This window comes from Endozoicomonas sp. NE40 (genome assembly GCF_040549045.1).
Classification (GTDB): Bacteria; Pseudomonadota; Gammaproteobacteria; order Pseudomonadales; family Endozoicomonadaceae; genus Endozoicomonas_A; species Endozoicomonas_A lisbonensis.
Genome location: NZ_JBEWTB010000002.1, coordinates 1,148,528 through 1,175,255, shown reverse-complemented (window position 1 = coordinate 1,175,255; position 26,728 = coordinate 1,148,528). Strand labels below are relative to the sequence as shown.

19 protein-coding genes are annotated in these 26,728 nt (G+C 48.5%); 6 read left to right on the top strand and 13 right to left on the bottom strand.

The window, feature by feature from the left end; all coding sequences use genetic code 11:
* Positions 1–92 precede the first annotated feature (92 nt).
* Complete coding sequence (ygfK, locus tag V5J35_RS06205; protein ID WP_354010413.1) at positions 93–3,203, bottom strand: putative selenate reductase subunit YgfK; 3,111 nt, start codon at positions 3,201–3,203, stop codon at positions 93–95.
* A gap of 441 nt (positions 3,204–3,644) precedes the next feature.
* On the bottom strand, positions 3,645–4,235 hold the full coding sequence (gene mocA / locus V5J35_RS06200) for a molybdenum cofactor cytidylyltransferase (protein WP_354010412.1): 591 nt from the start codon (positions 4,233–4,235) through the stop codon (positions 3,645–3,647).
* A 65-nt stretch (positions 4,236–4,300) separates the two neighbouring features.
* On the opposite strand from mocA, the gene yqeC reads away from it, so the two are divergent.
* The 4 genes from yqeC to ggt all read left to right on the top strand — a co-directional run bounded on the left by yqeC (position 4,301) and on the right by ggt (position 8,535).
* The gene (yqeC, locus tag V5J35_RS06195) at positions 4,301–5,119 is read left to right on the top strand and encodes a selenium cofactor biosynthesis protein YqeC (protein ID WP_354010411.1); all 819 of its coding nucleotides are present in this window, start codon (positions 4,301–4,303) and stop codon (positions 5,117–5,119) included.
* Positions 5,109–5,777 (top strand): XdhC family protein, encoded by a 669-nt coding sequence (locus V5J35_RS06190; RefSeq protein WP_354016293.1) that lies wholly within the window; start codon positions 5,109–5,111, stop codon positions 5,775–5,777. Before yqeC ends, V5J35_RS06190 begins: the two co-directional genes overlap by 11 nt.
* Positions 5,752–6,723, top strand: coding sequence for a selenium-dependent molybdenum cofactor biosynthesis protein YqeB (gene yqeB / locus V5J35_RS06185; protein ID WP_354016292.1), 972 nt, complete (start codon positions 5,752–5,754; stop codon positions 6,721–6,723). The genes V5J35_RS06190 and yqeB overlap by 26 nt, the downstream gene beginning before the upstream one ends.
* Before the next feature lie 66 nt (positions 6,724–6,789).
* The gene (gene ggt / locus V5J35_RS06180) at positions 6,790–8,535 is read left to right on the top strand and encodes a gamma-glutamyltransferase (RefSeq protein ID WP_354010409.1); all 1,746 of its coding nucleotides are present in this window, start codon (positions 6,790–6,792) and stop codon (positions 8,533–8,535) included.
* Positions 8,536–8,569: 34 nt separating this feature from the next.
* Here the strand turns inward: ggt and V5J35_RS06175 are convergent, their stop codons facing one another.
* From V5J35_RS06175 to ygeW, 8 genes are all read right to left on the bottom strand, one after another.
* Positions 8,570–10,360 carry a sigma-54 interaction domain-containing protein gene (locus tag V5J35_RS06175; protein WP_354010408.1) on the bottom strand — a complete coding sequence of 597 codons (1,791 nt, stop codon included), beginning with the start codon at positions 10,358–10,360 and terminating at the stop codon, positions 8,570–8,572.
* A gap of 305 nt (positions 10,361–10,665) precedes the next feature.
* Complete coding sequence (locus tag V5J35_RS06170) at positions 10,666–11,157, bottom strand: (2Fe-2S)-binding protein (protein ID WP_354010407.1); 492 nt, start codon at positions 11,155–11,157, stop codon at positions 10,666–10,668.
* Positions 11,154–12,068, bottom strand: coding sequence for a xanthine dehydrogenase subunit XdhB (gene xdhB / locus V5J35_RS06165; protein WP_354010406.1), 915 nt, complete (start codon positions 12,066–12,068; stop codon positions 11,154–11,156). Before xdhB ends, V5J35_RS06170 begins: the two co-directional genes overlap by 4 nt.
* Positions 12,069–14,381 (bottom strand): xanthine dehydrogenase subunit XdhA, encoded by a 2,313-nt coding sequence (xdhA, locus tag V5J35_RS06160; protein WP_354010405.1) that lies wholly within the window; start codon positions 14,379–14,381, stop codon positions 12,069–12,071.
* A gap of 2 nt (positions 14,382–14,383) precedes the next feature.
* On the bottom strand, positions 14,384–15,829 hold the full coding sequence (gene hydA / locus V5J35_RS06155; protein WP_354010404.1) for a dihydropyrimidinase: 1,446 nt from the start codon (positions 15,827–15,829) through the stop codon (positions 14,384–14,386).
* A gap of 140 nt (positions 15,830–15,969) precedes the next feature.
* Complete coding sequence (locus V5J35_RS06150; protein ID WP_354010403.1) at positions 15,970–17,193, bottom strand: YgeY family selenium metabolism-linked hydrolase; 1,224 nt, start codon at positions 17,191–17,193, stop codon at positions 15,970–15,972.
* A gap of 37 nt (positions 17,194–17,230) precedes the next feature.
* Positions 17,231–18,424 carry a diaminopropionate ammonia-lyase gene (dpaL, locus tag V5J35_RS06145; RefSeq protein WP_354010402.1) on the bottom strand — a complete coding sequence of 398 codons (1,194 nt, stop codon included), beginning with the start codon at positions 18,422–18,424 and terminating at the stop codon, positions 17,231–17,233.
* A 125-nt stretch (positions 18,425–18,549) separates the two neighbouring features.
* Positions 18,550–19,740, bottom strand: a complete 1,191-nt coding sequence (gene ygeW, locus V5J35_RS06140) for a knotted carbamoyltransferase YgeW (protein ID WP_354010401.1) — start codon at positions 19,738–19,740, stop codon at positions 18,550–18,552.
* 616 nt (positions 19,741–20,356) lie between these two features.
* Here ygeW and V5J35_RS06135 point away from each other — a divergent pair.
* Positions 20,357–21,682: a uracil-xanthine permease family protein gene (locus V5J35_RS06135; protein ID WP_354010400.1), complete on the top strand. Its 1,326-nt coding sequence runs from the start codon at positions 20,357–20,359 to the stop codon at positions 21,680–21,682.
* A 476-nt stretch (positions 21,683–22,158) separates the two neighbouring features.
* On the opposite strand, the gene V5J35_RS06130 is transcribed toward V5J35_RS06135, so the two are convergent.
* Complete coding sequence (locus V5J35_RS06130) at positions 22,159–23,301, bottom strand: hypothetical protein (RefSeq protein ID WP_354016291.1); 1,143 nt, start codon at positions 23,299–23,301, stop codon at positions 22,159–22,161.
* Positions 23,302–23,916: 615 nt separating this feature from the next.
* Positions 23,917–24,126: a hypothetical protein gene (locus V5J35_RS06125; protein ID WP_354010398.1), complete on the bottom strand. Its 210-nt coding sequence runs from the start codon at positions 24,124–24,126 to the stop codon at positions 23,917–23,919.
* Between the two features lie 342 nt (positions 24,127–24,468).
* Between V5J35_RS06125 and V5J35_RS06120 the strand changes: the two genes are divergently transcribed.
* Positions 24,469–25,266, top strand: a complete 798-nt coding sequence (locus V5J35_RS06120; protein WP_354010397.1) for an HpcH/HpaI aldolase family protein — start codon at positions 24,469–24,471, stop codon at positions 25,264–25,266.
* Between the two features lie 157 nt (positions 25,267–25,423).
* On the opposite strand, the gene V5J35_RS06115 is transcribed toward V5J35_RS06120, so the two are convergent.
* On the bottom strand, positions 25,424–26,644 hold the full coding sequence (locus V5J35_RS06115) for a type II secretion system F family protein (RefSeq protein ID WP_354010396.1): 1,221 nt from the start codon (positions 26,642–26,644) through the stop codon (positions 25,424–25,426).
* Between the last annotated feature and the right edge of the window lie 84 nt (positions 26,645–26,728).

The following is a 26,728-nucleotide window of genomic DNA, read 5'->3' as shown; positions in this document are numbered from 1 at the left end:
TTTCCAATCTTGGTAAGACGGTTTTATGCATTTTCACCTTTATTCGGTGTGTAGGTTGGGTGTCACTTCGTTCTACCCAACCTACGCCCAACTTAATGACCTACAGCACCCAGCAGATATGGGTATCTGAGGTACACATGGCGAATCACACGACCAAGGGTGACCATTTCATCCGGAAGCTCACCGGTTTCGCCCAGCACATTAATATGCAGCTTGCGTACTTCTCCTTCATGGCGTACCCAGACATCTTCGTTATCTACAAAGAAACCGGTATTGGTGCTGTTTTCGAAATCTTCCATCAGGCTGAAGATGGTCAGCTTTTCCTTATAAGGCTTGCTGTCCCAGTTACAGAACCGGGCGCAGTTGCCGCATTCGTTGCAGTACGCATCCAGATGAAGAACCTGGTAACGCTCCTTAAAGCCGGGAATGTCCAGTGCCACATTGGCACGGTTAGGGCATACACCTACACACTTGTTACAGATGTGGTTGCACTCCAGGCAACGTTCCCCTTCCTGGGCGGCAAAGGCTTCAGTATTTTCCCGGGTAACGTTGGTCAGGGGAATGAACCCTCTGCGCTGGCGAATGGTCTGGGAATCAGACGACAATACGCTGGTATCCGCATGAGTCCGGGCTGACTCGCGCCTGATGATCGTATCCGTTGCCTTTCTGGCTTCGTTGATACAGCGAACAACCGTCGATGGCCCGGTATGGGCGTCACCAATCAGGAAAATGCCGGAAACAGCAGTTTCACAGGTGGTTTTATCAACAATGGTCCAGCCATCACGGCCAACGGGTAAGCCCATGCTGTTCAGCAGCTCGGTGTCGGCGGATTCGCCAATGGCTGTGATCACGGTGTCGATTGGCATCGTCATGGTCTCATCTGTTGCAACCGGACGACGGCGGCCACTGGTGTCTTCTGCTCCCAGCTCCATCACACGACAGGTCAGTTCACCGTCGTCAGTCATGGATTCAGGGTTGGTGAGGAAGTGGAACTCTGCCCCGTCAGCCACAGCGTTGTGGTACTCTTCCCGGTCTGCGGGCATTTCGTGTTCAGTCCGGCGATAGAAGACAAACACTTTTTCAACACCGGGTATCTTCAGGGCAGCCCTGGCACTGTCCATAGCGGTATTACCACCACCAACAACAGCGACATTCTTACCAAGAGAAATCGTTTCCGGCTTGCTGTTAAAGGTTCTCAGGAAAGACAGTGATGGCAGCAGTCGGGAGCGGTCACCTTCCAGTGGCATGTTATTGCCTTTTTCAGCACCGACTCCCATAAAGACGTAGTCAAAACCACCCACGTTTTTCAGCATCGGCGCATTAATATCCGGGTCACAGCCAAATTCAAACTGAACGCCGTGAGCCCTTACAAAATCAATATCCTGCTGAATCACTTCGGTCGGAATACGGAAGTTTGGCAGAATGTTACGAATAATACCGCCAGCGTCTTTTTCTTTTTCAAACACCACCACCGGGAAACCAGCCCGCGCCAGAAAATAAGCGGCAGACAATCCACTTGGACCAGCGCCAATAACAGCGCAGCGGGCCTGTGATATCTGCTTGGGCTTTTCCCATTCGGATTCATACTGTTCCCAGCCCTGTTCAACGGCGATTCGCTTCATATCACGAATCTTTATCGAGCCTTCGTAATCCTTACGGGTACAGCTGGACATGCACTGATGGTCACAGATATGGCTGGTGATGCCAGGCAGTGGGTTTTTGTCGTAGATGAGTTTGAGCGCGCCCTGATAGTCACCTCTGGCGACATTCTGAATATACTCAGGCACATCCTGTCCAATAGGGCAGGTTTCTTTACAGGGGGCAATGGTGCAGTCAAATCGTGGTGATACGTCTTCCTGCTTGCGGGGTGACTCATGCCAGCTTTTTTCTGTGTACTCGTCCTCTGTCAGTGCGTTCTCGGCAAGCTGCTGCAATGCGTGTACGTCAACTTCCTGTTTGTTCCAGGTGCCTGACTCTTCCAGGGCATTGGCACAGTCACGCAGACGCATATAACCACCGGGCTTCAACAGTTCGGTGGCCATGGTGATCGGGCGAATGCCGGTGTTAAAGATATTGGCGATGTTGCCTTTCCAGGCACCACCGGAGTAGGACATGGGCAGCTGGCCGTTAAACTCGTCGGCGATGATGGCAGCCAGGTTGATGGTCAGTGGATACAGCGCACGGCCTGACATGTACATTTCATCACCAGGCAAACGTCCTTTGTCGTTTATACAGCCCAGTGTATTGGAGAGTTTGACACCAAAGTGATGGCCTTTATCAGAGGCTACCTCGCGCAGGCGACGCAACATAGGCAGCGCGTCTGCCATTTGCAGGTCGTGACTGAAGGACTCTTCGCTCAGGCTGATGTAATCAAAGCCACGCTGATCAAGGATGTCACGAACCCGTTCGTAGCCAAGCAGGGTTGGGTTAAGTTTTACAAAGGTATCGATACGCTTCACTGTCAGCATGTACTGGCAGATGGCTTCAATTTCGTGGGGAGGACAGCCATGCATGGTGGACAGAGTGACGGACTGGACGATCTTTGGCGAAATCTGGTCAATCTGTTGTTCCAGTGACTCTAGACGCCCTTTATGCTGGAACGTTGCCATCACCTCGGGCTGACGCAGCCACTGTTTGATGGATTCTTTATAAGCGACAAAGTTTTCGTGGCTGCTGCAGTCCATCATGTCGTCAATGAAGGTCTGCATGCGAGTGGTTTTGATGCCTTTCAGGTCATAACCCACGCTCATGTTAAAGATAAAGCTTTTTTCCTGCTGGTCGCCCAGGGCCGGATCAAATAGCGATTCCAGAACATGCAGGATAATCCATGACTTCAGGTATTCGTCATACGCTTTGGGCAGGGTATATTCAGTGGACCATTCTGTGTTGTAACACTCGTCGTCGGGATCAATGCAGGGCTTTTCAATTTCCAGCGTGTCCATGATCTGAACGGTTTTCAGCTCGATAAAGCGACCGCCTGCCACCCAGGAGGTAATAATGTTCTGGGCCAGCTGTGTGTGAGGTCCTGCTGCCGGGCCTACTGCGGTAGTGGCGGTTTCAGAGCAGACGCTGACCCTGAGGTTGTTTTTCTTTCTGAACAGCTGATCAACTTTAATGCCAAACAAGGACTGGTTTTTCTGATATTCCCCGTGAATTCGATTCAGCATTTCCTGAAACGGAACGGGACGCATAATATCGCCCATTGACTTCTCCTTATACGGCTTGAATATTGCCCGTTTAATGTTTTCTTCAGGTGACTTTATGGTTGCCGGTCTGTTTTTTCATAATGTTTTACCGTGCAAACGGTGTCACTGATCTCAGTAATGCATGAATCAGACCAATTATTCACAGAGAGGAACGGAAAAAATCAACAGAGTGGCATTAGGAGAAAGTTATTGACCTGAAGCAAAAAAAGAACGCTTATTAAATTCAGTTTAATTCGGAAAATACGGATAATGATGAGAGTTGATTTATCTGTTTATTATTGGCAAATAGTAATAATTTTCATTTAAACTCTGGTTAAACGAGAATGTTCGTCATTATGATAACTGCCTGATAACCATTAAATGATCGCTATCAATCTGATAATCAGGCGCTGACAAAAACTGATAACGATACTTAACTATTGATATATGTCACTAAAATTAAAGAGCTTTATTGCAAAGATATTGATACTGCTGAGGTGTATCGATATCCAGATGAACACTGTGAGTGTTTACAGAAATAAAACGATGGGGTAATGCTGTTAATAAAGATTTCATTCGGCTTTCAACAGGCGCATTCAGGATGTGTTGATAATAGCGGCGATTCAAAAGCACAGGATGTCCGGCTTTTTCCTGGTAAACCGGGAAAACAATATCATCACCCTTGTTAGCAAAAAGGTTGATAAAAACCTCCTCTGGAATAAATGGCATATCGCCATGTGTAATAAATAGATGATCAGAGGTTGCCTGTTGTATACCTGACTGCAGTGAGCTGAATAAACCCTTTTTATAGTCCGGGTTATGAACAATTTGAATCCGCTTATTATTTGTATACCGTTCAAACAGTTCTTCACCCCGGTAGCCTGTAACGAGAATAACCCGGGAGACACAATTTAACGCATTGGCAATACTGCAATCCAGAATGGTTTGATCCGGTTCACCAAAAGGAAGCATGGCTTTCCATTGCCCCATCCGGGATGACAAGCCGGCAGCCGCTATAAGACATTCACATTGGTGCAGTTTCGTATTCATTAATTTTTTATACCTTCTTGGCTCAGCTTTTTTGGTTCAGCTTTTTTGGTTTAGTAGGGTGTGTAATGATCCCGGGCATAGATCCAGATAAAGACCGAATAATTGCCGCAACCGGTGCAGGCGGAAAAACCTGTTTTTTACAACATCTTGCCAGATTGTTGCAACAGTCAGGCCGGACTGTGCTGCTATCTACCACAACGCATATTTATCATCCGAATATTGATGGTTTTGCAGGCAGTGTTAACCGGGTGATCTGCTGCACAGATTCTGAAGAGCTTTATACCAGCCAGCCTGAACCCGCGTCGATTACTGTTGCCGGAATGATCTGTAAAAATCCTAAGAAACTGTCTGGTATTCCGGCTGATCTTCCGGCAGAACTGATTAAGCGCGATCTATACGACAATATTCTTATTGAAGCAGACGGCTCCCATCGGCTTCCCCTGAAAGCGCCTTCCGAAAAAGAACCCGTGTTACCCGACGGTTATCAGGTGCTGGTTGGAGTAACAGGCTGGAAAGGCATTGAGTCACCGGTATCGGCTGATACTGTGCATCGAAGGGAGTGGTTTTCAGCCGTTACCGGTCTCAAGGCTGGCGACAGAATTAAGCCCGGGGCGATGTCAGCGCTTGTTAACTCACCGTCCGGTTTATTTAAAGAGCCTCATTTAAAACAGACGCTTTCTGAAAAGAAGCCCTGCAAAAAAATATGGTTGCTGAATCAGCTGGATTCTCAGAAACAGCGGCAATCTGGCCGGGCCTTTGCGTTAGAAGTTCTTGCTCACTCACCTTCCATTCATACGACACTTTTGAGTAGTTTCTCTCAGCCTTATCCATGGCTGGAACCTATTAAAAATACCACTCTTTATGGATTAAATAATGACCAATAATGTTTTTTCACGAGCGGCAGAATTATCAGACAGTCATACACCTTTCGCTATAGCGTCCATCATTGAAACCAGTGGATCAGCTCCACGGCATAATGCGCAACTTCTTGTAGAAGACAGTGGTCAAACCTTTGGTACTGTGGGTGGTGGCATGGTGGAGCGCCATGTGATTGAAGAGGCCATTGCTGCCATAAAAACCGGCCAGTCACGGATGGTGGATGCCAGTATGTCTCGCAGTGGTAAAAATGCCATGGGGATGGACTGTGGTGGAGCCATGAAGGTTTTTATTGATGTTCACAATGTTAAGCCACAGTTGTTACTGATTGGTGCGGGTCATGTTAACCAGGCCGTGGCCCATCTCGCTGCCAGACTGGGATTTGCCATTACCGTTGCTGACTCCTGGAAACCTAATTTAACGGCTGAACGTTTTCCCAAATTTACCCGGCTGGTTGACGGTGACACGATTTCTGAAGCGATTGTTAAAACCACCATTACCCCTGACACACAGGTCGTTATAGCGACCAACCATGAAGATACCCAGGCGTTGATGACCGTATTGAAGACAGAGGCCAGACACATCGGTCAGCTGGCGAGCCGCAAAAAAGTGAAGACGCTGAAAGCGAAAGCATTGGAAAGTGGCATCTCTCCCCGAACGTTTTAATGAGGTTCGCACACCGGTGGGGCTGGACCTTGGCGCAGAAACGCCCGAGGAAATCGCCGTCAGCATTATGTCTGAAATACTGGCCATCAGTCGCCATAAAAAGCCCGTTCCAATGGGCGACACGGTGGCGGAAGGTCTGAAAAAGCGGGTAGTGATTCGTGGCGCTGGCGATCTGGCGACCGGAGTCGCACTTAAGCTGCACAACAGTGGTTATAACGTGATTATGCTGGAGTTGCCCGAGCCAACTGTTATTCGCACCAATATTGCCTTTGCACAGGCCCTGGTAAACGACGATAAAATGATAACGATTGAAGGTGTGACCGGGCGCAAAGCCCGTTCAGTCGCCGATGCGTTGAAGATTACTGAACAGCGGAACATTGCGGTCATGGCTGACCCTGAGGCGGCATCGTTACGACAACTGAAGCCTGCCATCATGGTTGATGCCATTCTGGCAAAACGAAACCTTGGGACACACCGGGAGATGGCTCCGGTGACACTGGCACTGGGTCCCGGTTTTTCAGCCGGTAAGGATGTGGATGCCGTTATTGAAACCTGTCGTGGTCATGATCTGGGGCGTATTATTTATTCCGGTGAGGCAAAGGCCAATACGGGAACGCCCGGCGTGATTGGTGGCTATGGTACTGAACGTGTGTTGCGCTCTCCCTGTGCTGGTGTTGTGACACCACTGGTGAAGATTGGTGATCTGGTTTGTGAAGGCCAGACCGTTGCCACGGTGGGAGAATACGCAGAACCCGTGATTACTCAGATCAGCGGCAAGGTGCGTGGAATGATTAATCCGGGACTGAAAGTGAGTGAACACTTCAAAATTGGTGATGTTGATCCAAGGGGTGCATCGGTGGATCATTCCACCACCACGGATAAAGCCAGGGCTATTGCCGGTGGTGTTCTGGAAGTGGTTTTAAGACTATCAAAACAAAACGGATAAACAAAAACAGCCAGATTTGGACGAGTGAAAGGTTAAAAAATAATGCATAAAAGAAGAATAAAAACTGTGTATAGACAGTTAATGTCATTTGCAGTGGTGGCATTATTGCCGGTATGGCTTAATGCCTCTCTGGTTTCCGGGGGAGGCATCGCACCGGAAGGCAGCAGTGGATTAACGACTAAAATCGAGGTGGTTGCGGAAAAATTTATGGTTTCTGCCGCCAATCCTCTGGCCGTGAAGGCAGGTTTCGATGTACTGAAAACCGGTGGCAGTGCCATTGATGCCATGGTGGCTGTGCAAACTGTACTGGGGTTGGTTGAACCACAGTCGTCAGGTTTGGGAGGCGGTGCTTTTCTGGTCTATTACGACGCTGAAAAAAAAGAACTGACCACATTTGATGGCCGTGAAACCGCACCTGCGGCAGCAACGCCTGAGTTGTTTCAGGATAAGAATGGCAAGCCATTGGCGTTTTTCGATGCCGTTGTTGGCGGACGTTCCGTAGGCACTCCGGGAACCGTGAAACTGATGTCTGAACTCCATGCTCGATATGGTAAACAACCCTGGCCATCGTTGCTGAAACCGGCACAGGAACTGGCAGAGAGCGGTTTTGTGGTGTCCCAGCGTCTCGGCAGTGCAATTCAGCAGGATAAGGATCGATTGCTGCGCTATCCGGATACTCGGCGTTATTTTTTCAGGGAGGATGGTCAGCCTCTGGCTGAAGGTGATGTGCTGAAAAATCCTGAGTACGCCAGAGCACTTGGCCTGTTGGCAAAGCAGGGAGCGGATGCGTTTTATCATGGAAAAATTGGCGCGCAGATTGTTAAAAAGGTACAGGAGCTGGAAGATAATCCCGGACTGCTTTCCCATGTGGATTTAGCCAGTTATCGCATAAAGGAACGACCTGTCGTTTGTGCTCCGTACCGGCAATACAGCGTTTGTGGTATGGGACCGCCCAGCTCCGGCACGTTAACGGTTGGACAGATTCTGGGTATTTCTGTTCAGGCAGACCTTGGCTCTTTGCAGAAAGAAAGTCCTGAGGCATGGCAGGTAATAGGCGACGCGACTCGCCTGGCTTTTGCGGATCGTAACCGCTACATGGCGGATACTGATTATGTTCCTATGCCTCAGGGTCTGCTGGATCAGAAGTACCTGGCTGAACGAGCCGGTCTGATTTCAAAAGGCAAAGCATTGGAGCAGGTTCATGCTGGCCAGCCTGACTGGGACAATGCCGTGACTCAGGCCGACGATCAGTCTATTGAGTTGCCTTCCACGACCCATATTTCGATTGTGGATAAAAACGGAAATATTGTCTCGATGACCAGCACTATTGAAAACGGTTTTGGCTCCCGGGTTATGACCAATGGCTTTCTGTTGAATAATGAACTGACAGATTTCTCATTTGTCAGCCACAAAAATGGTTATCCTGTCGCCAACCGCGTTGAGCCAGGTAAGCGCCCCAGGTCTTCCATGGCACCGGTTATTGTGATGAAAAATGACCAGCCTTACCTGGTTCTGGGATCACCGGGCGGCGCTCGTATTATCAGTTATGTCGCGAATACACTGATTCGGCATCTTGAATGGGGTATCTCTGTTCAGGCAGCGATTGATGCGCCTCATCTGCAGAATCGTTCGGGTACTTATGAGCTGGAAGCGGGTACAGGCGCAGAAGCCTTACAGGTACCCCTGGAAAAAATGGGCTATCAGGTTCGGATTATGGATCTTAATTCCGGTCTTCAGGCGATTCAGTTTAGGGACGGACGTCTGGTGGGCGCGTCTGACCCTCGTCGTGAAGGTACTGCGATGGGAGACTGATTTTTCCCCGGTGCCTTCATAACAGGAGATGCTGTCATTTTGTTGCAGCATCTTCTTCAAGCTGATATTTTTTTATTTTCCGGTAGAGAGTCGCAATACCAATACCCAGTTCATCCGCAACTTTTTGTTTACCTTTTTTCAGGTCATATTTTTTGAGCGCAGCCTGAATGCGTTGCTTCTCCATTTCTTCCAGGCTCATTGATGATGAGTTTTTCTCGACAGAGAAGGTCGATACGGCTGTACTGTCTGACTTATTTGAATGATAGCCGTCGTTTGATCGACAAAAATGGTCAGGCAGGAGATCAGGAAGAATAACGCCTCCATGCTCGACCATATTGATCAGATACTCCATGGTGTTCGCCAGTTCCCTGACATTGCCGGGCCAGTCCCGGCTAGTCAGGCAGTTCATAGTGTCTTCACTGATAACCGGTACAGGCAGCCCCATCTCTTTCGCCTGTTTTTTCAGGAAAAACCGGGCTAACAGAGGAATGTCGTCTTTTCTTTCCCGCAGGGAGGGAACAATCAGTGGGATAACGTTAAGGCGGTAATATAAATCTTCTCTGAACAGTTTTTTTTCAGTCAGCGTCGAAAGGTTCTGGTGTGTTGCCGAGATAACCCGGATATTAACAGTACTGACCGTGGACGATCCCACCGGTGAAATTTCCCGGCGGTCCAGAACCCTGAGTAATTTTGCCTGAAGGTTGAGTGGCATATCGCCAATTTCGTCTAAGAACAGTGTGCCGCCATCAGCGCTTTTTATCAGACCTTCTTTGCCTTGAGTAGCGGCTCCCGTAAATGCGCCCCGTGCATAGCCAAAAAGCTCACTTTCCAGCAGATGTTCAGGAATGGCTGCACAGTTGATAGCGATAAACGGTTTTTTACGGCGGGCTCCGGTTTCATGAATTAACCGGGCGACCACTTCTTTACCCGAACCGCTTTCGCCATTGATCAGAACACTGGAAGGGCTGCTGGCGATCTTTACAATTTTATCCTGCAGTTTTTGCATGGGCAGGGAGTCTCCTACCATACGACTGTGACATTTGCCGGGTACTGACGGTTGGTGAGGGTCCCGATCATTTTGAGTCAGTACCAGTAACTTGCCGTTGCCATTCTGGATAAGAATTCCCGGCGATAGAATTTCCTCAGTTCCGTTCTTGATAATAAACTCTTCAGACTCCCGGTTAGCTATTCGTCGCTTACCAAATGGACGAACACTGATCAGGCTTAACTTATCACTCTTATTCAGTTTTAACTGTTTTTTAGCGGCATCATTTATATGTGTGCAGTTGCCTTTGTCGTCGACTTCCAGAACGCCTTCAGTAATTTTGCTGGATAATAACCGGATGACATTTTCAGTATTCTTCAGGTTGTTGTAATACATATCCTCCAGTTTAGTGGCAATAAACACTTTGGATATATCTTCAATATATCCCATATAAAGCGAGGTGTTAGTCAGCAGTTGCTGACGCTGTTCTTCATTGAAACAAACCAGACTGATCACACCCAGACATTCATTTTTAAACAGTACCGGGATGCCCAGAAACGCTTTTTCCTGGCAACTTACCCTACGGGTACAGGATAAACATTCAGGGTCCTCACCTGACTTCTTAATAATTTTTTCTTTTCGGTTCGTAATGATCCACTTGAAGGCATTGGTTCCAGTGGTTAATGGCCGGCCAAGATTATTGGCATAAAGTCCTGTTCCCGCTATACGTACCAGTTCATTATCAATAACCTCAACATCAAGGTTTATCATTCTTGACAGAATTTGTACGAACCTTGCTATGGTTGACTGAATGGACATTAATTTAGATGTTGCTTTCAACACATTATCCTTCCAATGCCTTAAAACTGGCTATTAATAAAGTTCATCTGAAAGGAACTTTATTAATAGCTGTCTTTGTGATAGGTATCTTCTATTTTTCTCATAGCAGGCGGGTGCTTTGTATTGAGCTGAAGCAATTGAATAGTGACGTGTATTGTTTTTTATACAAATGATACGTAAATTTTTATAAAGACTTAAAACAAATGCATTGGCTTATTGAAAAAAAACATTCGACCCATTTATGTTTCAAATAAATCGAATGTATATTCAAAATTATATCAAGGTTGCTGAGTTAATTAATGCTGCTATTTCTGAGCAGCGTTTACTGCATTAATCGCAGCATCAACAACGTTTTGATAACCCGTACAGCGGCAAATATTTCCGGCATGCTCCCGACGAATATCATCACGGCTCAGGTTGCATGAACTGGTTGAATCCTCACGGTTAAGGTCTTCAATCAATGCGGTGGTTTTCATCACCAGACCCGGCGTACAGAAACCGCACTGTACCGCACCGGCATCCACATAAGCCTGCTGAACGGGCGACAGCTCCCCGGCTACAGCTTCTCCTTCAATGGTTCTGATTGACGCGCCTTCTGCCCTGACAGCCAGTGAGATACAGGCGTTAACAGGGATATCATCGACCAGTACCGTACAGGCACCACACTCACCGACACTGCACCCTTCTTTTGTACCGGTCAGCCCGTGTTCCCTCAGGGCCTCAAGCAATGACTGTCGTGTATCAATCAGCAGCTCTGTGGGTTTGCCATTAAGCTGACAATGGATAATCTGTTTCATAGCTGGCCTCCGGCTCTGACAATAGCTTCAGTGACAACCCGGCGAGCCAGAGTCCTGATAATATGTTCACGAAAGTCTTTTGCGGCACGCCAGGAGTTTCTGGGGCTCAGATCTTCCAGTACAACAGCGGCAATATCCTCAACCAGCGTCTGGTCAGCGATGCGGTTTTCTGCCAGTTTTTCAGCGGTACGACACCGTTTAGGTACCGGTGCAGCGACGGTATAGGCAATTCTTAGCGCTTTTATACGCTGGCTGTTTTCGAGTTCACAGCTATTTACCAGCTCAGGGCTGTTTTCCAGTTCACAAGTAACCGCACAACCGATAGTGGCTATGTCCATAGCTTTGCGCATGGCGTATTTATAGAAGTGGCTGCCGGTGTTGCGGTACTGTCCTGCATCAATAGTGATGGTGGTGACCAGCTCACCCGGTTTAAGGTCGACTCTGCCGGGTCCCTGATAAAAGGACTCCATCGGTACAACTCTTGTTGCATGCTGACTTTGCACAGTCAGTGTCGCATTCAGGGTGAGCAGGGGGGCAGCACTGTCGGCACTGGGCGCACCATTGCAGATATTACCGCCAAGGGTCGCCATGTTGCGAACCTGTGGTCCGCCGAGAGAAGAAGCACCTTCAATTAAAGAAGTACATACTTTATGGCGCTCCAGAAAACGGATCAGCCGGGAAACGGTGACACCCGCACCAATGGTTATTCGTCCCTGATTGTCTATGGTCAGCTGTTGAAGTGCTGCAATGGACTGGATATCTACCAGATGACGGAAGTCTGGTTTCCCTTCCCGCAGCCGGATTAATACATCAGTACCGCCTGCAATCAGCCGGGCATCAGGATGCCCGGCAAGATAAGCACAGGCTGAATCGATACTGTCTGCTTTATAATACTGTTCTACCGGAAACATTCAGTTTGCCTCCTGAATCAGATGTGCTTCACGAAAGGCATTAAACAGAGCTTTAGGCGACATGGGTAAGCGGTTGATGGCTACCCCGGTTGCATCCAGAATGGCATTGCGAATCGCGGGAGCCACTGACAACAGCGGTGGTTCCCCAACTGACTTGGCACCATAAGCTGAAGTCGGTTCAGTGGTTTCAACAAAGTCACTGCCAATATCCGGCATGTCGGGCATGGTGGCTATTTTGTAATCCAGCAGGTTGTTGTTATAGATGGTTCCGGTTTCAGAATTGACCAGCAGTTCTTCCCCCATGGCACCAGACAGCCCCATGGCTATGCCGCCATGCACCTGGCCTTCGGCAAGGACCGGGTTAATGATTTTGCCTGCGTCGTGTACATTGATGATGTTGAGTATCGTGGTCTGACACAGTTCAATATCCACTTCGACTTCTACAAAGGTGCAGCCGAAAGAGCTGGCGTTGGTGGTTGTCTTGCGTGAAACATCCGCCGTTAACTGATGTCCCCGCTGCTTATGGTAATAGGCATCCATTGCCAGTTCTTTCAGGGTCAGAGTCTGGCTTTCGGCGGCTTCTGTAACCACTGTACCGTCTCTGAGTGTCAGTTCAGAAACCGGACAGTTGAGCATCTCTGCCGCATAACAAAGGATTTTCTGGCGCAGCTCTCTGGCTGCCTCTGAGACGGGTTTGGAAATAACGTAGGTTTGCCGGGAAGCGAATGAACCCGGATCAAAAGGTGTCACATCGGTATCCTGGGCAGACACTACGTGAACAGCAGAAAATGGAACCCCCAGATGTTCCGCAGCCATCTGGGCGATGGCGGTATCAGAACCCTGTCCGATCTCTGTAGCGCCCACCTGAACAGTAATGCGTCCATCCTGGTTTAGCACCATTCGGGTTCCGGCAATTTCGACACCGGCAGGGTAGGTACCGTTACCATAAGAGAAACAGGCGACACCTAGCCCGCGTCGCTTGTTATAAGAGGGGTTCTCAGAAGGGGTATTTGAATGCCTGTAGTCTTCTTTCTTTTTATCCCAGCCAATACGCTCTCTGCCTTTTATCAGGCACTCCCTGATGCCACAGCTGGTAATGTGTTTGTCAGTTAATGGATTCATATCCCCCTTTTGGGCGACATTGCGCAGACGAAATTCAACGCTGTCCATGCCAATTTTGTGGGCCGCCTCTTCCATAATGGATTCTACGGCAAACACAATCTGCGGCGAGCCATAACCCCGCATAGCTCCGGCGGCGGGAAGGTTTGAGTAGTGCGTCATCGCCTTATAACGCATCGCAGTCTTTGGATAAAGGGGAGGCAGTTTGGAGCCCGCCGCTTTGGCAATGGAATGACCGTGGGAGGCGTAAGCACCGGTATTAGACACCACATCCAGTGTCAGTGCTTTCAGGGTTCCGTCACGGTTAACACCACACTCTATGTCGACGCTGATCGGATGACGGATTCGGGTACTGACCATCGACTCTTCCCGGTCCAGGTCGATCATCACGGGAATACCGCCCAGTTTCCAGGTCAGAAAAGCGACCATAGGCTCAAGCACCACATCCTGCTTGTTACCAAAACCACCTCCGACGGTTGGTTTTACGACCCGTATCCGGCTCATTTCCCACGACAGTGCCTGAGCGACTATACGACGGCATATATGGGGAATCTGGGTAGAAGAGGTGATTACAATATGGTCAGTGTCGTCCATGTAAGCCATGGCAATCTGGTTTTCCAGATGACAGTGCTGCACCATCTGGGTCTGAAAGTTTCCGCTTACGGTTGTATCCGCCTGATGCATGGCTTCATCTGGGTTGCCGAGCTGATATTGATGTTCAGCGACCTTATTGGATGTTTGCTGATGAAGAAGCGGTGCCTGTTCAGCCATGGCCTGTTGATGATTTAGCAGAGGCGGGTACTCGTCGTAGGTTACCTTAATCAGCCCCAGTACCTGTTCGGCAATCAAATGGTCTGTCGCCACAACAATGGCGATTTCATCCCCGTGATAGCGGACATAGTCGGTCAGCAGTAACCGGTCTTCGACATCTCTGCCTTTTGGGTCAAGGGAGTAGGCATGGCCTGCCGTTGCAAACGGTGTTCTGGGAATATCCTCAAAGGTAAACACGGCCTCAACGCCGGGTAGAGCTTTAGCGGCAGAGGTATCAATGTCTGTAATCCTGCCGTGGGCAATTTTGCTGCGCAGATATCTGGCAATCCGGGTTCCGGGCATAATAAGGTCGCTGGTAAAACGGCTTCTGCCTGTTACCTTGGCGGTAGCATCCAGCCGTTGTTCAGAGTACCCAATGCTCATAATCAACTCCTGTTCCAGTAGCGAAAACAACGATTCAGGGTTTCTCTCGGAATAAATTCGCCGTCGCCTGCCAGCCCTTTGAACACACCATTACGTACAATGATTTTGCCTTTGGACAGGGTCATCACCGGATAACCCTGCAGGGTCATACCTTCGTAGGGGCAATAGTCGGAGCGACTGTGCATCTGGCTCTGGCTCAGGGTGACTTCACAGTCCGGGTCAATAATGACCAGGTCTGCGTCAGAACCTTCGGCAATCACCCCTTTGCGTGGGTAGAGGCCAAACAGCTGAGCCGGTTGGGTACTGACCAGATCGACGAAATGGTTAATGGACAGCCGACCTTTCATCACCCCTTCAGAGAACATCAGTGGTATCCGGTTTTCAACACCGGGCACACCATTGGGGCAATATTGAAAACCGTCTCGACCAGCCCGTTTCTGATCCATGGTAAAAGCGCAGTGGTCGGTGGCAACAGTGCTGATGGTGCCGTCCTGCAATCCATGCCATAACTGTTCAAGATGGTCGCTGTCGCGCAGGGGAGGGCTCATGATGTACTTTAAACCCTGGTCTGCAGGGAAATTGCCGGGGCAGGTCTCATTGTACCGGTTGATATCCAGTTGCAGGTATTGCGGACAGGTTTCTGCAAAGACCGGCTGCCCGCGCTGGTGTGCCTGACGGATATATTCCAGACCAATACCATTGGACAGATGCACGATATAGATGGGGGCGTCACCTGCGAGAACCGCAAGGTTGATCATACGACCAACGGCTTCTGCCTCGCACTCCGGAGGTCGGCTGAGTGCATGATAGATGGGGTCTTTCAGACCCCTTTCCAGCATTCTGTTTTTCAGGAAGCGAATGGCGCCGTCGTTTTCAGGATGCACACAGGTGAGGGCGTTTAGCTGGTTTAATCGTGACAGGGCTGACAGTACTTCCGTGTCGTCCAGCTTATAGCCATAAGTCAGGTAGAGTTTAAAGCTTGAGATGCCTTCGTCCAGCACCATGGATTCCATTTCATCCAGAATGCTGTCGTCAATGTGCTGGATTGTGCCGTGAAAGCTGTAATCAATCACCGCACTGTCACGGGCGAACTCATGGTAGCGTTCAAGCTGATGATGTAGGGAGCAGCCTTCAGGGCCGAAGCCCATATGGTCAATGATGGTGGTGGTTCCCCCGCAGGCTGCGGATACGGTGCCGCTGTAAAAATCGTCGCAGCTCCGGGCTATTCCTACATCAATGTTGAAGTGGGTATGAACATCAACCCCGCCGGGAATAATGTATTTGCCACTGGCGTCTATCACTTCGACAGAGGAGGCGTCAGACGATTTGACATCCGCAGGGTTAATGGCGGGTGCTATCCGTTCAATAAGGCCGTTATTGATGAAAATATCTGCCTGTTCACTGGCATCGGCATTAACCAGTGTGGCGTTTTTTATAAGAACGGACATGATCTCTACCCTGTCTGGTTACCTTACCGGTAACCACTGGCAAGTGATGGTTACGGGTAAGGCAACCAGAACTCCTGAAGAGTTCCGGTTGTTGTGTGGCTTAAGTTGTGTGTTTAACGTGTTGGTTGAGTTGTTGTGGACTACTTCTTCAGGTTATGCAGGTACATACCAGGAATCACAGCGTACATCGCCGCGCACTTCACCAGATGGTCTTTCCAGGTTTTTTCGTTTGGCGCATGGGCTTCAGGCTCCTTGCCCGGGCCAAAGCCAATCACTGGAATGTTGTAACGACCCATGATGGATACGCCGTTGGTGGAGAAGGTCCATTTATCAACCAGTGGCTTCTCATCAAACAGAAGCTCATAACAGTCTTCTGTCGTTTTTGTCACAAGATGGTCTTCGTCGATCAGCCAGGCCGGGAAGTAGCATTCGGTTTCATACACGAGACCGGTATAGGATGGACGGTCATAGTTGTACATAGTGACTTCAGCTTTGGCTTCCTTAACCGCAGGCAGAGCGCGAATTTCTTCCAGCGCGCCTTCCCAGGTCTCACCCCATGTCAGACGACGGTCGATGGAGATAGCACAGCCATCAGCCACCGCGCAACGGCTTGGGGAGGAGTAGAAAATTTCAGAAACCGTCAGGGTACCTTTACCCAGGAACTCATCGTCGCCCAGACGGGTTGAAAGCTCCTTGATTTCATTCAGGATCGGACCCATCTTGAAAATAGCGTTATCACCACGCTCAGGCGCTGAGCCGTGGCAACTGATGCCGCTGACTTCTACACGGATTTCCATACGACCGCGCTGACCACGGTAGATATTGCAGTCGGTAGGCTCGGTGCTGACGACAAATTCCGGCTTCAGACCTGTCTCGTTAATAATGTACTGCCAGCATAAACCGTCGCAGTCTTCTTCCTGAACCGTACCGGTAACCACCAGGGTGTAGTCGTCTTCCAGGCCGAGGTCCTTGATGATCTTGCCCGCATACACCATGGACGCCATGCCACCTTCCTGGTCGGATGCGCCGCGACCACCAATGGTCTCTTCGTCTTCATACCCCTCGTAAGGGTCAAAGGTCCAGTTGTCCATATTGCCTACGCCAACGGTGTCAATATGGGCATCCATGGCAATCACATGCTTACCATGACCTATGGTTCCCAGCACATTACCCTGAGGGTCGATTTCAACTTTGTCGAAACCCACTTTTTCCATTTCTTCCTTGATGCGCAGGACGACTTTCTCTTCGTCGCAGGATTCGCTGGGAATGGCAATCATATCCCGCAGGAAACGGGTCATTTCAGGCTTGTACTCTTCTGCCTTTTTCAGAATGTCAGCAAAAGGGAGTTTCAGATCGGTTGTCATTGTTGTATTCCTTAATCGTTTTATAAATTATCGGTGTTTAAACAGCGTACTTGCCTTCCCAGACCACATCCCGGTAATTCACCTGATCGGTGTCGCCTTCGGTGTTGAACAGCAATACGACAGAATTTTTATCGAGCTTTAACGACTCCATGATGCGCCCGGCATCCGGATGTTTTGCAATGGCATACAGCAGGCCGATACCAATGGCACCGGATTCACCGGAAATAACCACGTCATCACCTGACAGTGGGTTACCCAGAATACGCATACCCAGTGCAGCCACTTTGTCTTCTACAGACAGGAAATGACGGCTGCAGTTTTTGAGGATTTCCCAACCCAGCGGGTTTGGTTCACCACAGGCAAGTCCGGCCATAATGGTGTCCATGTCACCGGTCACATTAACGGCGGTGCCGTCAGGGTTGCAGCCGGACTGGTAAATGCAGTCGGCTTTATCGGGTTCTGCCACAATGCCGGTAAAGGTGTGAGCATCGTAACGGTTAGCCAGATAGCCCATTGCGCCACCGGCAAGCGCACCAACGCCGGCCTGTAGAATAGTGTGGGTAGGCTGGGAAATACCCATAGCTTCCAGCTGGTCGCAGGCTTCAGACGCCATGGTCATATAACCCTGCATAATCCAGGTCGGGATTTCAGTGTAGCCTTCCCAGGCAGTGTCCTGAACCATCAGCCAGCCGTTGTCGTCGGAATTTTTGCAGGCCAGACGAACAGCGTCGTCATAGTTCAGGTCGGTGACAATGCATTCGGCTCCCAGCCTGAGGATATTATCGACACGTTCCTTTGCTGCGCCCTTTGGCATATAGACGACTGCTTTCTGTCCCAGCTGCTGCGCAGCCCAGGCAACACCGCGACCGTGGTTGCCATCGGTAGCGGTTGCAAAGGTGATGGGTTCCTGATCTTTTAAACTGTCGAAGCTGAATTCGTCCAGAGAGATGCCCAGCTTCTGGCAGACACACTGGGCAATGGCATAGGAACCACCAAGCACTTTGAAAGCATTCAGGTCAAACCGGTAGGACTCGTCCTTGACGAGAATTTTGCCTATGCCCAGCTCGTTTGCCAGATGGTCAAGGGAGACCAGCGGGGTGGGCTTGTAAGCGTCGATCTCTTGATGAAATTCGAGAACGGTTCTGGCGCTCTCTGTGCTGAACAAAGAAGACGATTGGCCTGTAAAAAACGGGTTATCTTTTTGCTGCAGTGATAATGAAAATGTTGACACTTTTTACTCCTGAACTATTTATTCCTGAACTATGTACTCCTGGCCTCTGTAGCTCTGTCCCCGGGTACATAGTTTTAATGCTTTAATCTCATTGAAACCATGAACCAGGGGCGTCCATGTAAAGATCAGCCGTCTACACGACGCTTGCCTTTTTCCATGAGTTTTTCCAGCACCACGTCAGGGTTGCCAAATTTACGGTTCAGAATCATGGAAGCGATGATAAATGGCTTCCAGCCAGCTTCCTTGTAAGTATCAACCAGGTATTTGTTAAAGACGCCTTCGGTTACTTCACCTTCTTCGCAGGATACGCCGGTGATGTCGGCAGGCAGGCAGTGCATGTACAGGGCTTCACCGTCTTTGGTGTGCTTCATCATCTCTTCGGTGCAGTGCCAGTCCTTATGCTGGGCATTCTGTTCCAGACACTCTTTTTCCAGAGCCTTCAAACCTTCGTGGTCGTTGGCTTTCAGCAGCTCAGTACGCTTGCCCATGACGTGATAAGGCGCCCAGGATTTTGGATAAACGATGTCAGCGCCTTCAAAGGCTTCTTCCATGGAGGCGACCTGTTTGAAGCTGCCGCCACTTTCTTCCGCCTGTTTGGCGGCGGTTTCAACCACTTCCGGAATCAGCTCATAGCCTTCAGGGTGAGCCAGGGTGACGTCCATGCCGAAGCGGGTCATCAGGCCGATAATGCCCTGAGGTACAGACAGAGGCTTGCCGTAGCTTGGGGAATACGCCCAGGTCATGGCAATTTTCTTGCCCTTGAGGTTTTCCAGAGAGCCGAAATGCTCTTTCAGCCAGGCAAGGTCAGACATGCTCTGGGTAGGATGGTCAACGTCGCACTGCAGGTTAACGACACCCGGACGCTGAGCCAGTACCTCTTCTTCTTTACCGAAATCCAGAGCTTCGCCCACTTCGCGCATATACTGGTTGCCATAGCCCAGGTACATATCGTCACGAATACCAATGACGTCTGCACAGAAAGAGATCATGTTGGCAGTTTCCCGAACGGTTTCGCCGTGGGCAATCTGAGACTTGCCTTCATCCAGATCCTGTACGGCCAGACCCAGCATGTTGCAGGCGGAAGCAAAGGAGAAACGGGTACGGGTCGAGTTGTCACGGAACAGTGAAACACCCAAACCACTGTCGAATACTTTGGTGGAGATATTTTCATTCCGCAGTTCGCGCAGGGCTTCTGCAACCGTTAATACCTGTTTCAGCTCATCGGTGGATTGTTCCCACGTCAGCAGGAAATCCTTGTTATGCAGCTCAGAGTCAAGATTTTTAATTTCTTCAATAAGGTCCTGATAAGTTGTCATGGAATGGTCCTTTGATGTTAATTAGAACATTGAATCGTTCTTTTCTTTGTGTAAAAAACAGCTTGCTGATTGATAGGAGATTCAGTGATCGGCTGTTTGATTTCTGGTAAATAAGAGCCGGCAAGACTCAGTGTTACTCTGTTGTTGTAATTAACAAGATGTGTGCCAGTTTGTTATTTTGTTATCCGTTTTTGATTTTATCTTTAATAATATCAATAAAAACAATAAGTTATATTGTTCATTTGTTGGTAGTGTTTTTTGTCAGAGTGAAAAAATGTCACTGAATTATTAATTATTAAACGTTGTTCGATCAGATTGATAAAAAAAATAGTGTGAGAATCAAAATGAAAAAATAAAGTGATGAGTATTTTATCATTGAGTTTGTTCGATATTGTTTTGCTATTTATGACCTGCATCAAAAAAAAAGCCAATGTCATTGATTATCGTGTTCGGTGAGATCGTCTTAATAAAACAGGTACCTGAATAATAAGTTGAGGAATCTGCATTCATCAATTAACGGGTACTATTAAAAAGCAACGGTTGCTTAAGCTATTCCATCAATGCTTTCATTGAGTCTGGCTGCATTGATTGCTGGCTTTGGCAATACGGAGGTCGTATGGAACTGTATTATAAGCTTGATGATCGCCCGCCTCTTGTAAAAAGCCTTATTCTGGGTTTTCAGCATCTTCTGTCTGCACTGCCGGGGATCATTGGCGCACCGCTGGTGGTGGCCTCGGTTCTGGGGTTTTCTATACAGGAAACGGTGATTCTGGTGAATGCTTCCATGCTGATGTCCGGTATTGGCAGTATGATTCAGGGACTGGGTTTTACCCCGCTTAAGCTGGGGGCAAAGCTCCCTGTTATTCAGGGTACCAGTTTTGCTTTTGTAGGGGTGTCGATCACTATTGGGTTTCAATACGGTTTCGCGGCGGTGGTAGGTGCCACGATTGTCGGAGGATTATTTGAGGTCTTCCTGAGCTTCTATATTCATCGCATACGAAAGTTTTTCCCGCCAGTGGTGACCGGAACGGTTGTCTGCCTGATCGGTATGACGATCTTTCCTGTGGCGGTGGACTGGCTGGCAGGCGGGAAGGGCGCTGAAGACTACGGCAGCCTGATGTATCTGGGTGTTGGTGGCGTGGTGTTTTTACTGGTTATCTTTTTTAACCAGTGGTTTTCAGGGTTTATCTCTTCAGCCTCCATCCTGATTGGCCTGATTTTTGGCTACCTTCTCTGGTTTGCCCTCGGGTTGCTGGATCTGAGCCCCGTGACTGAGGCCGCTGTGGTGGCTATTCCCAACCCGCTTCATTTCGGTATTGAGTTTCACACAGGTGCCATTGTTGCCATGTGTGTTGTGTACACCGTATCCATGGTCGAGTCTGTAGGCGACTACCTTGCCCTGTCTAACTATTGTGACACCGAGCTGGACAGTAAACGTTTAAGTGCCGGTATTCGCTGTGAAGGTTTAAACAGTGCGCTGGCAGGCGTGTTCAATTCCATGGCAACCACTTCATTCAGTCAGAATATTGGTGTTGTGGGTATTACTGGTGTGGCCAGCCGTTATGTGGTGGCGTTTTCCGGAGGCATTCTGGTTGCTGCCGGACTCCTGCCAAAGTTTGGCGCCCTGATTGTCAGTGTACCTGAGCCGGTTATCGGCGGTGCTGGCCTGATAATGTTCGGTATGATTCTCGCCGGAGGCATTGGCATCCTGAAAAAAATTGAATTCTCCCGCCGTAATACCATGGTGCTTGCCCTGGGTATTGCTGCCGGTCTGACTGTGACGTACCGGCCTGAAATCGTTAATGAACTGCCGGACCTGGTGAGAATGGTGTGTGGCAATGGTGTCGCTCTGGGGGCGATTGTGACAGTTATTGCCAACCTGGTTTTGCCAGAAAGCAAGCCGGTAAAAGAAACGCTGAATGCTGTTTCTGAGAGCCAATAGCGCAAATCCAGAAATATCAGGTTCGTTCTGAAAGCAGTGCAGTGATAATGTCTTCCATAATACACTGCACTACCTTCTGATTGGGGACTAGTACACTTATTTCTGAATGATTAAGTAATTAATTGCGACTTCCCCTGAAGGAGGAGGGGCTACCCTCTATATGGTGTCTTGCCCTGTTACCCGGTTCCATTTCAAGCATGGGAGTCTCTTGTTCATCATTGTTTCGATTTCCGCGATTGCCCCATGCACGAGCAACGCTTTGTACCATTGCTCGAAACCTTCCCAGCGATTGAACAGGGGTAGTCGATTCGCGACGGGCGCGTTCCTCTTCTGCAAGCTGAGTTGGCGTAACCGTGTTAATTTGCATTGGTTGCCAATGGATAAAACGATAGCTGGTGCTTTGGTCATCAGAGTTTCTGATACTTTTCGATTGCAGATCCTGCAAGTTAATCGTGGTGCTACGGATTGAGTAGTAGTCAAACATGAAGCTGGCTACTACTCTTCGTGGTGATATTCTCTGTGCACCCGTATATCGGTAAATCCAGGTGTACTCTTGAAACCGTGTATCCAGAGTATCCCCAAATATAAAAGGCGTTCATATTTACGATATCCGGTACTGTTATATCTTCATCATCTGTTGAGTCAAATTCAGCGCGAAAAATAAAGTGTTGAGGTGGAAACCAGATTGAGGTGCAGTCCTCATAATCCACCCTTAAGAAGATGACCTTTGATAAGGATGGGTCATGATACGATAAACGACCCTCCCTGTTTGCCGTTGCATATTCAGGTGACATTCTTGCACCAGTAGTGATATGCAACTGACTTTCAACCTGTTGGTCAATATTGTCAAACTGGGGGGAGGGTAATAAGTTGTTCCGTTCTGATAGGGTCAGAGGTTCGGGCTGGTTGCCAACAGGTACCCCGAATGCATCAAGAATATTACCCTGATGCAGAAAAGGCTGGCCAGATGAACAGTCTGAGGTCGTTGCTTCAGAAGAGCATTTTGGGGTCGTGTCAGCCTGGTAGACAGTCACTGGAATGACGTACTCTCTCTCATCTTTTAAATAAGGAAGCTGAGGGAACCAGGCGCTGATTCTTCTATCGGTCTGTAAACTATTTGCAGTTCTGCTGACTTCATCCATATCAGATATCAGGTTAATATTTGGTCCATTTACATGGTAAAAGATACGCATCCCTCGATGGTTTTGCTCAGGTTCGGGATTCACGGCCTGCCGAAATTCAGGATGTCGAAGTGTGGAGCTGATCATACGGAAGGCGGGTAAAAGATTTCGGGTTAGCTCCTGGCTGCTTGCTGAACTGTCAGTCTGTTGGGATAAACTGGATCCGCCTGAAACCCTGTAGATAAGTGAAGTATCTGTAGTACCTGGTTCAATGGTTACTTGCTCGGCTTGAAAGCCTGAGAGTTGTAGTAACTCTTTGTCGAGATAGACAGTCAGATTATTCATCCTGGCCTGACTTTGGAAGTAAAAGGATACATTGTTGTTCGAAAGGTCGGTAATTTTGTAAATGACAGCAGAAAGGTTAAAAGATAAAAGACAGAGTACTAATGAGCACGTTATAGCAAAGCGTTTTTTGTTTACCTGTTTGTCAAACTGCACAGCGGCTCTCCCGGGTAATAATAATGAATTCCACAAACTGATCTCGTAATGATCACCCTCAAACAGTAGACAATATTTTTTACAGCGCTCTTCAAATTGCGTTAATAATAATCATTAATTCATACCATGCCGGTTGTAACAATTCTGAAATACAGCCTTTTTAAGATTCCAGCACAAGTAATGCAGCAGGCGTAACATCTTTTCGCCCCCACCTCTGCTGGCAACCGCCTCTGTCAGCGCTGTTGCAAGCACCATTTTTTCAAAGAGGCTGACCACGAAAAAACCCGTCAATACATTTCCGGTGATTTTGGCTAAACAAAGCCCCAGCGATAAATTTTCACCCCTGCAGCCCTCTGCCGCAGGGGCAACCTGTTCAGTGATGAGTCAGGATCAAGCTTCCACTACTTACAGGAACTACAGCAACCAGAGCAACTGCAGAATGAAAACAGACCAGATGTTCGCATTCGTTAATCAGTCAGACACTTTCCATTATTACCCAGCTCTGTGCAAGCTTGTGAGAACAGTGAGTGCCCGGGGCTTTTCAGGGCATCTCCTGTCAGTTCCCAGAACCACATACCACCCAGTTTGTTTGCCCTGACCAGTTTGTCTGCTTTTTCACTGACAGACTTTCTGTGTGTCTATGGTGAATACCGGGTAGGCAGGATAAGGTCCGCCCGATGAAGGTGCGCCAAAAAAGTTAGCAGCAACATTCTTTTGATTTCCAGACAGCCAGGCCACTCCGGTTTCCGGATAGCTCAGTGTTAAATTGCTGGGGGGAAATTGTCCCTCTGAACCTCTGTTATCCATATCGGTTAGTTGAAGCATCTTGAGTTACCTCCAGAGCTTTCAGGGGGATATTTCAAAGTTTCTGTTTTTACACAAGGAATCCGAAATACAATAAAGCACCTGTCAGGGCAGTAACTTTAATGCCTGCTCTATACATAGGTGGGCTTTATTGTGTTGATTGGCTCGGACGCGGCTGGAATAAAACTACTGTAAGGATGGCAAGCTAACTTCCGCAGACTTTTCTGGTGCAACAAGCTGTTACTGTTCCTGATGAGCGTCCTGATCGGTTGAGTATCGCTTTTTTCAACTGAACCTTCTATTCTGCCTGTTGCATTAAAGCGCAGTACTGGTTCATAGGAATAATCTGACAGAGGTAAGCTTATGCAAACGGGGCAGCTTTCTGCGGTACTTAAGAACAAAGAGGTTGAAATCAGTGGGTGGATTAGCCAGCCCTCCCCGATAACCGGTGAGCTTTTTATCAAGGCTGGTTACTCCTCTGTATTAATTGATCTTCAGCATGGTTCTGTAGGCTCCTCAGAAGCCCGGGATATTATAAAGTCTGTGTCACGCTGTGGTGGTCAAACGGCAGTACGCATTTGTGTGAATGAGTTTTCAAAAGCCAGCTGGTTGCTGGATGCAGGTGCCGATATGATTGTCGCACCTATGATTAATACTGTTTCAGAAGCCAGAGAGCTTATTAAATACTGCAAATATCCACCTCTGGGCAATCGCAGCCTGGGACCTGCCGGAGCCATACATCTCAGTGGAGAGAGTATGCAGACGTATTTTGCACGTGCAAACCAGGAAACTCTGGCGGTTGCTATGGTAGAAACCAACGAAGCGATTGCCGTACTGGATGACCTTCTCTCTCTGGAGGGGATGGATGGCATTTTTGTTGGACCGTCTGATCTGGCGGTCAACGTATCAAATGGTGAGCGTATTGATCCGTTGTCAGAGTCGTCTTTACAGCTACAGCAGAAAATTGCCCGTAAGGCTGTCGCTGCAGGAAAGTTTGCAGGTATTTATGGAATCAATGAAAGCCATGTTCAGCGAGCTATTGAGGCAGGCTATCAATATATCACCTACGGAACCGATGTAGGGCTTTTTATGGAAGCTGCTATGCGTGCTTCGGCAGTAACAGACGGTGAAAGTCGTTTAAATGATAAACAAAGCCCCTGAAAATGTATTAAAACGGGTCTGTTTTTTTCAGGTGTACGTGTATTTAATCGGTTGACAGATAGCCCTGTAAAATAAGGGCTACTGAAGAGAAAACTGCTTTTGTGTCGATAGTTTTGCACACGTGTCGATAGTTTTAATACATTTTAACAATTTCTTTTTATACGACAGAACCCATCTGAAAGATCGGCAGGTACATGGCAACAATCAGACCACCAACAAGCACCCCGAGTACCGACATAATCAATGGTTCCATCAGGCTGGTCAGGCCATCAACGGCGTTATCCACTTCGTCTTCGTAGAAGGTGGCGACTTTATCCAGCATTTCATCCAGAGAGCCTGATTCTTCACCGATAGATACCATCTGTATAGCCATTGCCGGGAAAATACCGGAGCTTTTCATGGCAAACTGCAGCTGCTGGCCGGTAGAAACATCTTCTTTGATACGGTTGGTCGCATCAGCAAAAATAACATTACCCGCAGCCCCTGCTACGGAGTCCAGAGCATCGACTAATGGAACACCGGCGGCAAATGTCGTAGAAAGGGTTCGGGCAAAACGTGCGACGGCAGACTTTTCGAGTATTGGCCCAATAACAGGTAGTTTCAGAACCAGTCTGTCTTTTTTATCCCTTGCTGCTTTTGAACGCTGCATCAGTTTTTTAATCATAAAACCAATAGCCGCCAGTCCGATAATAGCCGCCAGCCACCATTGCTGAACAAAGTTGGAAATCTGAATGACCACCTGAGTAAAGGCCGGGAGTTCTGCACCGAATCCCTGAAAGACTTCTTCAAACTGTGGTACTACCTTTACCAGCAGAATACCGGTAACGATGAAAGCGACACACACAACTGCGACCGGATAGTTCATCGCCTTTTTAATCTTGGCTTTAAGTGCTTCAGATTTTTCTTTATAAGTTGCAATTCTGTCCAGCAAAGTCTCCAGTGCGCCGGACTGTTCACCGGAAGCCACCAGGTTGCAATACAGGTCATCAAAATACTGTGGATGCGCCCGAAGGGCTTCAGCCAGAGTCGTACCCCCTGCCACTTCGTTTTTTACCTTGAGAAGCAGCTCTTTCATGGCAGGCTTTTCGATACCATCAGTCGTGATGTCAAAGGCGTTGAGCAGCGGTACACCGGCTTTCATCATGGTGGCAAGTTGTCGGGTAAACAGGGCGATATCAAGGGGTTTAATTTTGCCCCCCTTACTTTTGCCAAACGAGAAGCTTTTCTTTCTGACTTTGGTGACAGAAATATTTTGCTTGCGTAGCTCGGCCTTGACCAGGGCGATACTGGTGCCTTCCACTTCCCCTTTGGTTTTACGCCCACTCTTATCCTTACCTTCCCAGATAAAAGTGGAAGATTTGGCTGATTTTTTGGCCATAGGTGTGTCCGTACGGTTCTGGCTGTTTTTCCGAAGATTATTAGCGTATGTATCGGACAGATACCCTCTGGCAATAGTAAAAAG

Bases quoted from the DNA above. Each gene is read 5' to 3' on its own strand.
- ygfK (WP_354010413.1), bottom strand. From the start codon at position 3,203: ATGGGCGATATTATGCGTCCCGTTCCGTTTCAGGAAATGCTGAATCGA.
- mocA (WP_354010412.1), bottom strand. From the start codon at position 4,235: ATGAATACGAAACTGCACCAATGTGAATGTCTTATAGCGGCTGCCGGC.
- yqeC (WP_354010411.1), top strand. From the start codon at position 4,301: ATGATCCCGGGCATAGATCCAGATAAAGACCGAATAATTGCCGCAACC.
- V5J35_RS06190 (WP_354016293.1), top strand. From the start codon at position 5,109: ATGACCAATAATGTTTTTTCACGAGCGGCAGAATTATCAGACAGTCAT.
- V5J35_RS06170 (WP_354010407.1), bottom strand. From the start codon at position 11,157: ATGAAACAGATTATCCATTGTCAGCTTAATGGCAAACCCACAGAGCTG.
- xdhB (WP_354010406.1), bottom strand. From the start codon at position 12,068: ATGTTTCCGGTAGAACAGTATTATAAAGCAGACAGTATCGATTCAGCC.
- xdhA (WP_354010405.1), bottom strand. From the start codon at position 14,381: ATGAGCATTGGGTACTCTGAACAACGGCTGGATGCTACCGCCAAGGTA.
- hydA (WP_354010404.1), bottom strand. From the start codon at position 15,829: ATGTCCGTTCTTATAAAAAACGCCACACTGGTTAATGCCGATGCCAGT.
- V5J35_RS06150 (WP_354010403.1), bottom strand. From the start codon at position 17,193: ATGACAACCGATCTGAAACTCCCTTTTGCTGACATTCTGAAAAAGGCA.
- ygeW (WP_354010401.1), bottom strand. From the start codon at position 19,740: ATGACAACTTATCAGGACCTTATTGAAGAAATTAAAAATCTTGACTCT.
- V5J35_RS06135 (WP_354010400.1), top strand. From the start codon at position 20,357: ATGGAACTGTATTATAAGCTTGATGATCGCCCGCCTCTTGTAAAAAGC.
- V5J35_RS06125 (WP_354010398.1), bottom strand. From the start codon at position 24,126: ATGCTTCAACTAACCGATATGGATAACAGAGGTTCAGAGGGACAATTT.
- V5J35_RS06120 (WP_354010397.1), top strand. From the start codon at position 24,469: ATGCAAACGGGGCAGCTTTCTGCGGTACTTAAGAACAAAGAGGTTGAA.
- V5J35_RS06115 (WP_354010396.1), bottom strand. From the start codon at position 26,644: ATGGCCAAAAAATCAGCCAAATCTTCCACTTTTATCTGGGAAGGTAAG.